15 protein-coding genes are annotated in these 12,619 nt (G+C 63.9%); 10 read left to right on the forward strand and 5 right to left on the reverse strand.

The features are described 5' to 3' along the window. Nucleotides 1–3 precede the first annotated feature (3 nt). The 3 genes from BM167_RS13045 to BM167_RS13055 form a co-directional block, all read right to left on the reverse strand. Entirely contained in the window at nt 4–1,353 is a 1,350-nt protein-coding gene (locus BM167_RS13045) for an ABC transporter substrate-binding protein (protein WP_394327242.1), read from the reverse strand. Between the two features lie 81 nt (nt 1,354–1,434). Continuing rightward, complete coding sequence (locus tag BM167_RS13050) at nt 1,435–2,238, reverse strand: creatininase family protein (protein WP_092893165.1); 804 nt, start codon at nt 2,236–2,238, stop codon at nt 1,435–1,437. A gap of 5 nt (nt 2,239–2,243) precedes the next feature. Beyond that, on the reverse strand, nt 2,244–3,344 hold the full coding sequence (locus tag BM167_RS13055) for an ABC transporter ATP-binding protein (protein WP_092893166.1): 1,101 nt from the start codon (nt 3,342–3,344) through the stop codon (nt 2,244–2,246). A 141-nt stretch (nt 3,345–3,485) separates the two neighbouring features. On the opposite strand from BM167_RS13055, the gene BM167_RS13060 reads away from it, so the two are divergent. The 3 genes from BM167_RS13060 to BM167_RS13070 all read left to right on the forward strand — a co-directional run bounded on the left by BM167_RS13060 (nt 3,486) and on the right by BM167_RS13070 (nt 6,686). Further along, on the forward strand, nt 3,486–4,280 hold the full coding sequence (locus BM167_RS13060; RefSeq protein WP_092893167.1) for an IclR family transcriptional regulator: 795 nt from the start codon (nt 3,486–3,488) through the stop codon (nt 4,278–4,280). Nucleotides 4,281–4,831: 551 nt separating this feature from the next. Further along, nucleotides 4,832–5,863: an NAD(P)-dependent alcohol dehydrogenase gene (locus tag BM167_RS13065; protein ID WP_092893168.1), complete on the forward strand. Its 1,032-nt coding sequence runs from the start codon at nt 4,832–4,834 to the stop codon at nt 5,861–5,863. Nucleotides 5,864–5,906: 43 nt separating this feature from the next. Continuing rightward, a complete protein-coding gene (locus BM167_RS13070) occupies nt 5,907–6,686 on the forward strand; it encodes an SDR family NAD(P)-dependent oxidoreductase (protein ID WP_092893169.1) in 780 nt (259 codons plus the stop codon). A 371-nt stretch (nt 6,687–7,057) separates the two neighbouring features. Here BM167_RS13070 and BM167_RS13075 read toward each other — a convergent pair whose 3' ends face one another. Next, nucleotides 7,058–7,276: a DUF8141 family membrane protein gene (locus BM167_RS13075; RefSeq protein ID WP_092893170.1), complete on the reverse strand. Its 219-nt coding sequence runs from the start codon at nt 7,274–7,276 to the stop codon at nt 7,058–7,060. Between the two features lie 33 nt (nt 7,277–7,309). Continuing rightward, nucleotides 7,310–8,173, reverse strand: coding sequence for a CPBP family intramembrane glutamic endopeptidase (locus BM167_RS13080; RefSeq protein ID WP_245781364.1), 864 nt, complete (start codon nt 8,171–8,173; stop codon nt 7,310–7,312). Between the two features lie 232 nt (nt 8,174–8,405). Between BM167_RS13080 and BM167_RS13085 the strand changes: the two genes are divergently transcribed. The 7 genes from BM167_RS13085 to BM167_RS13115 all read left to right on the forward strand — a co-directional run bounded on the left by BM167_RS13085 (nt 8,406) and on the right by BM167_RS13115 (nt 12,440). Then, complete coding sequence (locus BM167_RS13085; RefSeq protein ID WP_092893171.1) at nt 8,406–8,750, forward strand: winged helix-turn-helix domain-containing protein; 345 nt, start codon at nt 8,406–8,408, stop codon at nt 8,748–8,750. A 1-nt stretch (nt 8,751) separates the two neighbouring features. Further along, nucleotides 8,752–9,081, forward strand: a complete 330-nt coding sequence (locus tag BM167_RS13090) for a hypothetical protein (protein ID WP_092893172.1) — start codon at nt 8,752–8,754, stop codon at nt 9,079–9,081. Nucleotides 9,082–9,110: 29 nt separating this feature from the next. Continuing rightward, the gene (locus BM167_RS13095; RefSeq protein ID WP_394327243.1) at nt 9,111–9,383 is read left to right on the forward strand and encodes a DUF7521 family protein; all 273 of its coding nucleotides are present in this window, start codon (nt 9,111–9,113) and stop codon (nt 9,381–9,383) included. A gap of 88 nt (nt 9,384–9,471) precedes the next feature. Beyond that, on the forward strand, nt 9,472–9,834 hold the full coding sequence (locus tag BM167_RS13100; protein WP_092893173.1) for a cupin domain-containing protein: 363 nt from the start codon (nt 9,472–9,474) through the stop codon (nt 9,832–9,834). Next, complete coding sequence (locus BM167_RS13105; RefSeq protein WP_092893174.1) at nt 9,835–10,665, forward strand: fumarylacetoacetate hydrolase family protein; 831 nt, start codon at nt 9,835–9,837, stop codon at nt 10,663–10,665. It begins immediately after the preceding gene. 205 nt (nt 10,666–10,870) lie between these two features. After that, nucleotides 10,871–11,797 carry an NAD-dependent epimerase/dehydratase family protein gene (locus BM167_RS13110; protein ID WP_092893175.1) on the forward strand — a complete coding sequence of 309 codons (927 nt, stop codon included), beginning with the start codon at nt 10,871–10,873 and terminating at the stop codon, nt 11,795–11,797. Between the two features lie 91 nt (nt 11,798–11,888). Further along, nucleotides 11,889–12,440, forward strand: coding sequence for a metal-dependent hydrolase (locus BM167_RS13115; protein WP_092893176.1), 552 nt, complete (start codon nt 11,889–11,891; stop codon nt 12,438–12,440). Nucleotides 12,441–12,619 lie beyond the last annotated feature (179 nt).

Raw genomic sequence — 12,619 nt, forward strand, 5'->3', positions numbered from 1 at the left:
AGATCACTCCATCGCGTCTTCGAGGTCCGATTGGGCGTCGTCGAGCGCCTGTTTCGGGGACTTTCGGTCGCCGAGCGCCTCCTGAATCGCCTGGACCATCCGGTTGTTGAACTCGTTGAAGTTCGGGAGTTTAGGCCGGGCGCGGGCGTACTGCCCGGCTTCGATGTAGGGAGCCCAGTTCTCGGAGTCTTGGAAGTAATCGCGCTCGCCCACCGCCTCCATCGTCGGCATGAACCCCTTGCTGGTTGCGTACTCGAAGTGGCGGTCCTCTTGGAAGTAGAACCGAAGCAGGTCCTCGGCAACGTCCTGTACCTCCGTCTGGCTGAATATCGACACCGCGTCGATGGTGTTCAGGCTGTACCGCCCCCCCGGTCCCTCGGGGACTTGGACGATGCCGTAGTCGAAGTCGACGTTGCCGCTGTCTTTCGCCTCGTCGATGTTGATGCCGGTGTAGACGTGAGCGATAACCATGCCCAGCCCGCCGGTTTCGAACAGTTGGCGGATGTCCTGGCGAGTCGAGGACAGCGGTGACGACTGCGTGACGTTGTGCTCTAAGTGGAGGTTCGAGTAGAACGTCAACGCATCGACGGCTTCGCCGGAGTTGACGACGGGTTGCCCCTCGTCGTCGATCAAGTCGGCGCCGTACGACCAGTGGTAGTGGTAGTACTGCGACCCGGTTTCGATCGCGTCGGCACCCGCCAGACCCAACGGAGGCGTGTCCGCCTCGTCGCGAATCTGCTGTGCCGCCGAGAGCATGTCGTCCCACGTGTCGAGTTGCGGGTTCTCGGGGTCGAGACCGGCCGCCTCGAACACGTCCTTGTTGTAGTAGAGGCACTTGTTCGACGCGGCCCACGGCGCGCCGTAGTAGCTTCCTTGGTACGTGCAGCCCTCGGCCATCCCGTCGTAGAACCGGTCGCCCCAGTCGCTCTCCATCAGGTCGTCGATGGGGACGAGGGCGTCCTTCCCGACGAGTTGGGGAATCCACCGGGCGGGCCACCGAGCGACGTCGGGCGCTTCGCCGCCGTCCACTCGGTTGTTGACCGTCTGCTGTGCGTTGTCCCACGTCACGCTCGTGAACTCCAAGTTGACGTCGTGTTCCTCTTCGAACGCGGCGTTGTTCTCCTCGAAGAACTGCCTGATGTTGTCCCCGACGCCCATCGTCAGGAACTGGATGGTCTGTTGGTCGGAGCCGCCTCCGCCACCTCCGCCGCCTCCGTCTCCTCCGTTACCGTCCCCGTCGCCTCCACCCAAACAGCCGGTGATGGCGATGATACCGCCAGACCCGAGGGCTCCGAGCATCTGTCGCCGGCCGATACTCTTCTCGTCGAGCAAATCGGACTCTATGCTAGGCATATGCACGAACCAACCACTCCTCAGTATTAAAGTGTACCGATTGTTAATTATCGTTTATTACTTGCGGGCGAGTGGAGGGGTTCAGGCGTTGTGCTCGTGAATCGCGACGAGAAGCGCCGCCAGTTCCGCCGTGACGACATCGTAGATGCGCGCTCCCTTTTCGGCGCTGGCCAACTCCGGCGCGCCGATGGCACCGGTTTCGGAGTATTCGTCGAAGCCGCGGTAGACGGATAGCGGTCCGCCGTGGAGGAGGTCGACGTCGCTCCACTCGTAGTGTTCGTCGCCGGGCGTCCCCCGTCGCACCTCCGTCTCGGCGACGAGGTCCGGTCGGAGATGTAACATCAGCGATGTCTCGTACTCGCCGCCGTGGGCCATCCCTCCCGTCTCGCTCTCCCGGAGGGTTTCGATTTCGTCCGTCGCCAGCGAGAAGTACGTCGTTCCCAGGACTTCGGCGTCCGTCGACCGTCCGACGGTGCTGACGACGGCGTCTATGAGCGACGCGTTGCCGCCGTGTCCGTTCACGAAACACACCGCGTCGAACCCGTTTTCGACGCCCGTCAGGGCGACGTCTTCGAGGACCGCCTTGAGGTGTTCGAGTTCGAGCGACAGCGTCCCGCCGAGCGGGAGGTGGTGCGGCGAGAACCCGCTCCAGACCGGCGGCGTCACCAGTATCGGGAGGTCCTCTCCGGCCGCTTCGGACCCGCCGTGCACCACGGCGTCGACGAGAATCGTGTCCGTCGCCACGGGCAAGTGGTGACCGTGCTGTTCGACGCTCCCGACCGGAACGACGAGAAGCGACCCGTCGGCTTCCGCTGTCTCTCTGATTGCCGGGTAGGATTTCCCGGCCCATTCGGCGCTGCTCGACCCTATGGACTCGTATATCATGGTTTTCAGGCTGCGGTTACCGGTTCGGATTCGTCGTCGAGCGAAACTCGGTCGCCGTCGCGGTCGAAAAAGTGCGCGTCGGTCGCCGCGAAGTCCAGACGGACCGAGTCGCCGACCTCCGGCCGGAACGTGCTCTCGACGCGCGCCACGAGTTCTCCCTCGCCTCCGGGCGGATGCAGATAGAGGAAGTTGTCCGAACCCATGGGCTCGACGACGTCGACGACCGTCTCGAAGTGGCCGTCTCGGTCCACTACCGTGAAATCCTCCGGCCGAACGCCGAGAGTGTACTCCCCCGCGTCGAGAGCTATCGGGAGCGTCGTCTCGAAACCGTCGCCGCGTATTCGGACACCGTCGTCGATCGGCGAGACGTCGACGTCGAAGAAGTTCATCGACGGCGACCCGATGAACCCCGCGACGAACTCGTTGTTCGGCCGGTCGTAGCACACCTCGGGTTCGGCGATCTGCTGGAGTACGCCGTCGTTGAGGATGGCGATACGGTCGCCCATCGTCATCGCCTCCGTCTGGTCGTGCGTGACGTAGATGGTCGTCACGCCGAGTTCCTCTTGGATGCGCTGGAGTTCCGTGCGCATCTGCGTGCGGAGTTTCGCGTCGAGGTTCGAGAGCGGTTCGTCCATCAAGAAGACGTCCGGGTCGCGGACGATGGCGCGTCCGAGGGCGACGCGTTGCTGTTGTCCGCCCGAGAGATGCTTCGGCAGTTCGTCGAGCAGTTCCGGAATCTCGAGGAGTTCGGCCGCCTCCTCGACGCGTTCTCGTATCTCCTCGTCGCTGAACTCCTCGGAGAGTCGCAGCCCGAATGACATGTTTTCGCGCACCGTCATGTGCGGGTACAGCGCGTAGTTTTGGAACACCATCGCGATGTTGCGGTCCTGCGGGCGCACGTCGTTGACGACGTCGTCGCCTATCTCGACGGTCCCCGCCGTGATGGTCTCTAGTCCGGCGATCATTCGGAGCGTCGTCGACTTCCCGCACCCCGAGGGACCGACCAACACGAGGAACTCTCCGTCTCGGACGGTCAGGTTCACCTCCTCGACGGCGAGAACGTCGTTGTACACCTTCGTAACGTCAGAGAGACGCAGCTTACTCATGGTGATGTAGACGACGCTGTGTCGCTGGGCAAAAAATCTATCGGCGATTACCGGTTTCGACGCGCCGAGACCCACACAGCCGAGCTCCGGATGTGTTTGACAATGCCAAACTCTATACTGGTTCGGACCGAGGCGAGTGGTATGACCGACGACCGAAGCCCGCGACGGATTCAATCCGTGGAGGTAGCGTTCGAGATACTCGAAGTGCTCCGGGACGCCGAGGGCGCGACAGTCACGGAAGTCGCAGAACAGATCGACCGGTCGCCGGGGACGACGCACACCTATCTGGCGACGCTCCGAGACCAAGGATACGTTCGGTCCATAGACGGCACGTACGGCGTCGGACTGTTCGCACTCCCACTCGGCGAGTACGTCCGGTCGCGCTCTCGTCTGTATCAGGTCGGAAAGTCGGAGGTGGACAAACTCGCACAGGAGACGGGGGAAGCCGGTCACCTGGTCGTCGAGAGTCACGGGCGCGAGATACTCCTTTACGAACAGTTCGGACCCGACGCCGTCGGCGAGGACCTCTACACGCGTATCAAAGGGTTCCCGAGGCGGAATCTCCACTGCTCTGCGGCCAGCAAAGCGATTCTCGCGCATCTCGACCCGGACCGCAGGGACAGCATTCTGGCGGACTACGAGTTCGTCGAGCGAACCCCAAACACCATCCTCGAAGAGGACGCTCTGCGGGAGGAACTCGAAGAGGTGCGGGAAAACGGGTTCGCCCGGAACGACGAAGAGCAGATAGCCGGGGTGCGTGCCATCGCCGCGCCCATCGTCCACGAGGAAGTCGTCCACGGGGCGATCAGTCTCTCGGCACCGACGAGTCGAATCCGCGGGGAGCAGTTCTCAGAGTCCGTTCCCGAACGCGTCGTCCACTCGGCGAACGTCATCGAGGTCAACCTCCAGACGCCCCCCGCCAGCGGAGAGTTGTAACTCGGACGCGAAAAATCTCTCGCGGTGACCCACCGCCGATTCAGTCCCTCGACGAGAGCGAAACAGCGCCCGAACATCGCCGGAATCCGGGTTCACGGCCCCAAATATTTGACACTGTCAAAATCAGATGGTCGGCGATGCCCGCATCGTACCACCTGAGACCCGAAACGCGGGTAATCGTCCGCCAGAGGGCCCTCAATCACCCGATTCTAGCTGTTTCCCGTTCGTTCTCTAACTCGACTCTCCAATAGGCATTACATCTCTATAACTGTAATTCTCTGAAGCGCCGAGAGCGCCCCCTCTCACGGACATCACGCTCCGACTGGTGCGGCCGCGGCCGTCGAAGTCCCACGCGGGGGGCACTACCGGCGTTTCGTCCGGGTGCGACGGTTCTTCCCGGGTGCGATCAATTTCAATTCGCATAGGACGAACGTCTCCGCGGCGTTCGTCGCGAACGAGAGAGAACCGCACTGTGGCATCCGTCGAACGCCTTGCCGCCGCGAATCGGACCCACCCGTACGTTTTTGTGAGTACCCCGCGTTGAAACGCGTATGAAAGCCGCCGTACTGGTCGAACCCACCGAATTCGAGATTCGAGAGCGCTCGGACCCCTCCCCCGGCCCCGACGACGTACTCGTCGCGATTCGGGACGTCGGCATCTGCGGGTCCGACGTTCACTACTACGAACACGGTCGAATCGGCGATTACGTCGTCGAAGACCCCCTGGTTCTCGGGCACGAGAGCGCCGGCGAAGTCGTCGAAGTCGGCGAGAACGTTGACGCTCTCGCGCCCGGTGACCGAGTCGCCCTCGAACCCGGCGTCCCCTGTCGCCGGTGCGCCCACTGCAAGCGAGGTGACTACCACCTCTGTGAGGACGTCGAGTTCATGGCGACGCCCCCGCACGACGGCGCGTTCGCGGAGTACGTCTCGTGGCCAGCCGACTTCGCGTACAAGCTACCGGAGTCCGTCTCGACGACGGAGGGGGCGCTCTGCGAACCGCTCTCGGTCGGTATCCACTCGTGCCGGCGGGGCGGCGTGGGGACCGGTGACACCGTTCTCGTCACCGGTGCGGGTCCGATCGGACTGATGATCATGGAGACGGCGTTCGCCGCGGGCGCGACGGACGTCATCGTCACCGACGTCGTCTCGGAGAAACTCGACTTCGCGAGCGAACGCGGTGCCGACCTGACCGTCAACGTCGCTGAGACCGACCTCGAAGCGGCAGTCGAGGAGTACACCGACGGCGTCGGTGCCGACGTCGTCATCGAGGCATCCGGTGCGGAACCGTCGATACGATCGACCATCGACGTCGTCCGTCGCGGCGGCACCGTCGTGTTGGTCGGACTCGCGGACGAAGCGAACGTCCCGTTCGACGTCCTCGACGTCATCGACAACGAACTCGACGTTCACGGGTCGTTCCGCTACAAGAACACGTACGACGCGGCTATCGGCCTCCTCGAAGACGACGCCGTCGACGTGGCGGGCATCGTCGATTTCGAGTCGTCACTCGACGATATCGACGACTCGTTCCAACGAGCGATGCGGCCCGACGTCGTCAAAGGGATGATCACGTTCGACGACTGACCTGGGACGAAGGTTTTTGTCGGTCTCTGCCGGTAGTGCTAGCGTGACAGTACTCGACGCGTTCGACTTAGACGGACAGACGGCGATAGTGACCGGCGGAAATCGCGGCATCGGCCGCGCCATCGCGAACGCTCTCGCGGAGGCGGGCGCGAACGTGGTCGTCGCGAACCGCGACGGAGAGTCGGGAGAGGCGGCGGCCGAGGAGATTGCCGACGCGACGGGAGCCGATACGCTCGCGGCGGAGTGCGACGTGACCGACGAGGACGCCGTCGCGGCGACGGTCGAGGCCACCGTCGAACGGTTCGGCGGGATAGACGTACTGGTAAACAACGCCGGAATCGTCGTCCACGAAGCCATCGAGACGATGTCGCTCGACGAGTGGTCGACGGTCATCGAGACGAACCTCACGGGGACGTTCATCTGCTCGCGCGCGGCCGGTCGCGAGATGATGGACGACGACGGCGGGGTCATCCTGAACGTCTCCTCTATGTCCGCGTTCATCGCCAACTACCCGCAGCGACAGGTGGCGTACAACGCCTCGAAGGCCGGGTTGGAGGGGTTCAAGAACCAACTCGCCTCGGAGTGGGCCGAGTACGGTATCCGCGTGAACAACCTCGCGCCGGGGTACGTCGCCACCGACAACGCGGACCAGGGCGCACAGGTCGCCGAGAACGCCGTCGAAACGTGGGAAGGCGAGATGTTGATGGACGAGATGGCGACGCCGGAGATGCTCGGTCCGACGGCGGTGTATCTCACCAGCGATGCGTCGGCGTACATGACCGGGGAGACGGTCGTTCTCGACGGCGGGTACACGGTCCGCTGACCGCATCGACCGAGACTGAGACATATTTCTTCGTATTTTCTCCCAACAGTCAATTGCTCAGGTATTCTAGTATGATATCTATTCACAGCACTAAGCAGTAACTTTTCAACTGAATAGGGTGATCCAAACACTTCACGTTCGTATATGTCGATATAATTCTAATACTGAACAGACACATCCGCCGACCATCCGGGCGCGCCGACCGCCCATCGAGTCAAAAATCTAAGGACTTCTACTTCGGTCGGCGGAGCACGTCTCGGACGGGGCTGTCGTCGCTCCCAGCGACTGCATCGTTAGCTCTCTATCGCACCGGTGAGGGAGATCGACCAGACGCGCTTCGGGCGTCGTCCGGGCTATGGCCGGTTCTCCACTCAGACTCTGGGTTGGGACCCCTGCCGCGCAACGAGCAGCGACATCGGGAGACTCGCGGCGACGAGGCCGTACGCTCCACCCATCAGTGGGTCGACGCCCAGAGAGGGCGCGAGCAGATAGCCGGCCCCGAACCCGAACGGGTCGAAGACGGCGGCGAGAACGAGTATCTGCTGTTGGACGGGCTTCGATTCGAACCAGCCGGAGAGACTTCCGAACATGGAGGGGATGCTGTCTCTCCCGTCTCTGTACTTTTACTCCCTGGACGATTCGTGGGCGGTCTCTCGGTCGAATATCGGCGTCCACCGCGTCACACCGCCGTCGAGTCGGAGGGACCCGTCACGATGGCGGACGTACGCGATCAAACACACCCCGCCGAGGACGGCGAATAGCAGATGGACGAGTCCCTCTTCGCCCACCCACCGAGTCGGTCCGACGATGTCGAGGACGACGAGTTCCGGAGTCTGTTGGGTGACGCCGAGTCCGAACACCGCGCTCATGGTGAAGTTGTAGCACGCGTGAAATCCGATCGAGAGGGCGAGTTCGCCGGTCAGAACGTACGCGACGCCGAGAACGACGCCGGCGACCACGTAGTACCCGTACTGGCCGATGTGGGTGACTTTTCCGCCGTGCAGGAAGGCGAAAACGAGTGAACTGACGAGCACGGCGAATCCGACGGCCGCCCACCGCGGGACGTAGCCGTCGCTGCCCTCGGCGATATTCTTCAGCATCGTCCCGCGGAGGACGAACTCCTCCCAAGATGCCGCGACTGCGAGGTAGGCGAACACCACGACCATCGCGGGCCAGAACGGGAGCGACCCGGACCCTTCGGCGAACCCCGCGACGGACGCCCATCCGGTCGCCAGCATCGCGGCCGACGAACCGGCGTTGACCGCCGTCGCTATCGCTCCGCCGACGGCGACGGACCGCCACCACCGACGGTCGAACGAGAGACCGTACTCGGCGACCGGCCGTCTGTCTATCAGTCTCGCACTGACGAGGACGCCGCCGACGAGGACGACGGAAAGCCCGACGGCCTCGACCGGTTCCACCACCGGGTGGTCGAACTGCGCTCTCACCGCGGACTGAACCGCGGCGAGGGCGAGAAACGTGATCACGAGGGGTAGTATCGCTCGCACCGGCGCCCGAAGGCGGCGTCGTCTGCGGTTCCAGACCGGCCACGTGAACCACCGCCACCCCTGTCGGAGCGCGGTCGATACTCGTCGGGCCGTCGTCGAAGCGGGGGACATATCCAGACTGACGGCCGACACCGACGTACCGACCGGGGGTGAGCTTCCGAGACGGAAACTGTGGGGATTTTTTAATACTTCGTCGGTCGGGGGAGAACGTATGGACGAGGACGGCGACGATGAACTCCTCGCGTTACTCGACGACGAGTACGCTCGCGCCATCCTCGCCGAACTCACCACCGAACCGATGTCCGCCTCTGACCTCTGTGCCGCCTGTGAGATGTCGGAACCGACCGCGTACCGCCGTCTCGATAGACTACAGGCGGCCGACCTCGTGACAGAACGGCAGGTGATCGACCCCGACGGCCACCACTACAAGCGGTACGTCGCGACCGTCGAAGACGTGACCGTCACGTTCGACGACGGGACGTACAACGTGACGGTAACTCGCTCGTCGGAGAACCCGGCCGACCGCTTTACCGACCTGTTCGGGAGGTTGTCCTGAGATGGTCTGGACGCTACTCCAACTGCGCGCGACCGGGACCGACCTCTCCGTAGCGGTCGCCGTCATCGGACTCTCGCTTCTCTCTATCGCGCTCTCTCTCGGCATCGCGGTGCAACTCGCTCGGGGGTACCGCCGCACCGCCGGCAACGCGAGGGTGCTGGGTCTGGCGGTGGGACTGCTCTTTTTGACGACCGTGCCGGAACTCCTCCGAATCGGACTCCCGACCGTCACCGGTCTCGGCGTCGTCGGTCGCTCCGTTCTCGTGAGCGGGAGCGAACTACTGGGCTTGGGGTCCATCCTGTGGGCCGTCTACGGGAGTGGGTCGCAGTGAGCGCGTTCGCTCCCCTCGTCGCCGACCTGCTGACCCCCGACGGCATCGCGTGGGCGTCGCGCGCGGTGACGGCCGTCGTCGGTCTGTTCGTCGCCGCACTGGCCTACCGGGGATTCCGGCGCAACGACGCGCCGAAGATGCGGTTGCTCGCCGTCGGCATCGCCCTCTTGACCGCCGGCGTCTTTCTGGCGGTCACCGTCGCAGAGCAGGTGGGTGCCGGAGACGGCGTCGTTCTACTCACCCGCGGCGTCGTGACTGTCGCGGGACTCTGTGCGGTACTGTACGCGCTCGTGTACGACTGACGCGAGCGACCACCGACCGAGAGGGACGCCGGAAGCGGCGGCGTGGGTGTTCGGAATCACTTTTCTCGGACGACGCAGACTACCCCGTATGGACTACGTTCCCTTCGACGACGCAGAAACGTACGAACCCGACGAGGGGTGGATGCGCGCCTCTCTCGCCGGTAGCGACGCGTTCACCTTCGAGTGGTTCGAGAAACCGCCGGGGCACAGTTCGCCGATGCACGACCACGAGAACGAGCAGGTCTGTCTGTGTCTGGAGGGCGAGTTGACGCTGTACACCGAGGACGGCGAGTCGGTGACCCTTCGGAAGCACGATTCCGTACACCTCGACGCGTGGGAACCGCACCGCGTCGAGAACACCGGCGACGAACGCGCCGTCGGCCTGGACGTGTTCGCGCCGGGGCGCGGATTCGACTTCTGGACCGACCGAGAAGACGAGGGAGAGGAGTAGATGGGGACCGACCGACGGTTCGCGCGCACCGTGGATGGGCGTTCGTGGGTGGGCGACGACGCGGGGTTCGTCCCGCTCGAATCGGCCGTTCCCGGCGTCGACGACGTGACCGAGGTGCTGTCCTCGCGCGGCGATTCCCTCGCGGACGTCGACGTCGATAGCGCTCCCGCGCGACGGGTCCCGGGCGAGTCGCTGACGTTCGGCGCGCCGTTCGACCCGGGGAAACTCTGGGGAATCGGACTCAACTACGCCGACCACGCGGCCGACCTCTCCGAGATGCGGCCGAACGCGCCGGCGAGTTTCATGAAACCGCGGACCGCCCTCACCGCGCCGGGCGGGCCGATTCGACTCCCGGCGTGGAGCGACCGAGTCACCGCGGAGGCTGAGTTGGGCGTCGTCATCGGCCGAGCCTGCTCGGACGTCGGCCGCGACGAGTTCGGCGACGTCGTCGCCGGGTTCGTACCCGTGATCGATATGACCTGCGAGGACGTTTTAGAGGAGAATCCGCGCTTTCTGACGCGCGCGAAGAGTTTCGACACCGCCATCGTCGTCGGCCCGTGGCTCTCTGCCCCGGCGACGCTCGACCGACTCGCGGACGTGACGGTTCGGACCGTCGTCGAGGACGAGGTGGTCGCCGAGAACGACCTCGACGGGATGTTGTTCCCCCCGGACGAACTCGTCTCGTTTCACTCTCGCGTGATGACGCTCGAACCGGGAGACCTCATCTCCACCGGCACGCCCGGCGCGGGCGTCATCGAACACGGAGACCACGTTCGTGCGGAAGTCGACGGTATCGGCGTCCTCGAAGCCGACGTGGTCGGACCCTCGTAGGTCTACTCTTCTCGGTAGGCGAACGGGGGTGGATACAGCTCTCCGTCGTCGGTGGCGTAAACCTTCGAATCCGTGGTACCGGTGAGCGAGTCGTACCGCGACGAGATGCGTCTGGTAGGACCCGACGAATCCAGAATTTTGAGAGCGACTCGCAGGGCGGGGAAATTCTCTAAACACGGAAGTGTTCGTGAGTTGTCTAGTCGGTATGCGTTTCGGATCAGAACTAGATGGAGCGTCGGTCCTCGTCACCGGCGGCGCGGGGTTCATCGGCGGTCACATCGCCGATACGCTCGCGGACCACGCCAGCGTCACCGTCCTCGACGACTTCTCGACCGGCGCCAAAACGACTGTTCCGCCCTCGTGTGACGTCGTCGAAGCCGACATCCGAGACGCCGACGCCGTCGCGGCGGCCGTCGAAGGCTGTGACGTCGTCTTCCACGAAGCGGCTGTCGTCGACGTCTCTCAGTCCGTCGAGACGCCGATTCCCTGCCACGACGTGAACGTCGATGGGACGCTGAACGTGCTCGAAGCGGCGCGGACGCACGACGCGCGCGTCGTCGTCGCGTCGAGTGCGGCGATATACGGCCCGCCGACGAGTACGCCGATAGAGGAGTCAGAACCGACCGACCCGATGTCCCCGTACGGCATCGACAAACTCGCCATCGACCACTACACGCGCTGCTATCACGACCTGTACGGGGTGGATACGGTCGCGCTCCGGTATTTCAACGCCTACGGCCCGGGGCAGTCCGCGGGCGCTTACTCGGGCGTCATCGACGCGTTTTTCGAACAGGCGCGCGCTGGCGAGGCACTCACCGTCTACGGCGACGGCGAACAGACGCGGGATTTCGTCCACGTCGAGGACATCGTCCAAGCGAACCTCCTCGCCGCGACGACGGACGACGTCGGCGAGGCGTACAACGTCGGCACGGGAACCTCCGTCACTATACGCGAACTCGCCGAAGAGGTGAAGGCGGCCGTGGGGTCGGAGTCTCCTATCGTTCACACCGACCCCCGCGAGGGCGATATCCGACACAGTCGCGCCGACGTCGCCCGCGCGAACCGGAAGTTGGGTTACGAACCGACCGTCTCGCTAGGTGATGGTCTCGCGACTCTCGTCGGCGACTGGTGAATCGAGACCGAATCCGAGGCGACCACCTCCCCGTTCCTCGTTTGCCCGCTTGGCGTAGGTATTCATGTCGTGCCGTCTTTGAGAGAAGATAATGTGGCCCTGGGGACACCTCGCAGTCGGCTATCTTTGCTACACCGCTCTCGTGAGGCTACGCGGCGAAGGGAGGCAAACGTCGCTTGCGCTGTTGGCTGTCGGCTTGGGGAGTCAGTTCCCGGACCTGGTGGACAAACCTCTCGCGTGGAGTTTCGCTGTCCTCCCGTCCGGTCGTTCGCTCGCTCACTCGCTTATCACCGCTTCGGTGATAATCGGCGTCGCGTACTGGGTGGGACGACGACGCGGTCGCGAGGAAGCGGCAGTGGCGTTCGGAGTCGGATACGTCTCTCACTGCTTGGCCGACCTCGGTCCGAACGTGATCTTCGGACTGCTTCGCGGTGACGTCGAGCAACTCCGGTGGACGACGTATCTAGTCTGGCCGCTACTGCCTTCGCCGCCGTATCCGAACGATAGCTCGTTTATCGAACATCTCGCGGCTTTCGAGTTCAGTTCGTACATCCTCGTACAGTTCGCGTTCGTCGGCGTCGCCTTCCTCGTGTGGCTCCTCTCCCGTTATTTCTCGCCAAGTGGCGGTCATCGACGCGCCTAGGCGTCGTTCGAACATCCCCCGTTAGTCGTCACCGAGATTGACGGGTGACCGACGACCGAATGCATCCGATAGCGCTCTGGCCGTTCTCCACCTCGCTTCACCCCGTCCCCGTGAACATCGTCGAAGGAGCGCGAACTATCTCCGTAACCGTTCGACCACGGTCAGTCACTAGTACCCGT

The organism is Halopelagius inordinatus (genome assembly GCF_900113245.1).
Taxonomy (GTDB): Archaea; Halobacteriota; Halobacteria; order Halobacteriales; family Haloferacaceae; genus Halopelagius; species Halopelagius inordinatus.

Excerpts from the sequence above, each read along its gene's own strand:
- BM167_RS13045 (WP_394327242.1), bottom strand. The coding sequence starts at position 1,353 with ATGCCTAGCATAGAGTCCGATTTGCTCGACGAGAAGAGTATCGGCCGG.
- BM167_RS13050 (WP_092893165.1), bottom strand. The coding sequence starts at position 2,238 with ATGATATACGAGTCCATAGGGTCGAGCAGCGCCGAATGGGCCGGGAAA.
- BM167_RS13055 (WP_092893166.1), bottom strand. The coding sequence starts at position 3,344 with ATGAGTAAGCTGCGTCTCTCTGACGTTACGAAGGTGTACAACGACGTT.
- BM167_RS13060 (WP_092893167.1), top strand. The coding sequence starts at position 3,486 with ATGACCGACGACCGAAGCCCGCGACGGATTCAATCCGTGGAGGTAGCG.
- BM167_RS13065 (WP_092893168.1), top strand. The coding sequence starts at position 4,832 with ATGAAAGCCGCCGTACTGGTCGAACCCACCGAATTCGAGATTCGAGAG.
- BM167_RS13075 (WP_092893170.1), bottom strand. The coding sequence starts at position 7,276 with ATGTTCGGAAGTCTCTCCGGCTGGTTCGAATCGAAGCCCGTCCAACAG.
- BM167_RS13085 (WP_092893171.1), top strand. The coding sequence starts at position 8,406 with ATGGACGAGGACGGCGACGATGAACTCCTCGCGTTACTCGACGACGAG.
- BM167_RS13090 (WP_092893172.1), top strand. The coding sequence starts at position 8,752 with ATGGTCTGGACGCTACTCCAACTGCGCGCGACCGGGACCGACCTCTCC.
- BM167_RS13100 (WP_092893173.1), top strand. The coding sequence starts at position 9,472 with ATGGACTACGTTCCCTTCGACGACGCAGAAACGTACGAACCCGACGAG.
- BM167_RS13105 (WP_092893174.1), top strand. The coding sequence starts at position 9,835 with ATGGGGACCGACCGACGGTTCGCGCGCACCGTGGATGGGCGTTCGTGG.
- BM167_RS13110 (WP_092893175.1), top strand. The coding sequence starts at position 10,871 with ATGCGTTTCGGATCAGAACTAGATGGAGCGTCGGTCCTCGTCACCGGC.
- BM167_RS13115 (WP_092893176.1), top strand. The coding sequence starts at position 11,889 with ATGTGGCCCTGGGGACACCTCGCAGTCGGCTATCTTTGCTACACCGCT.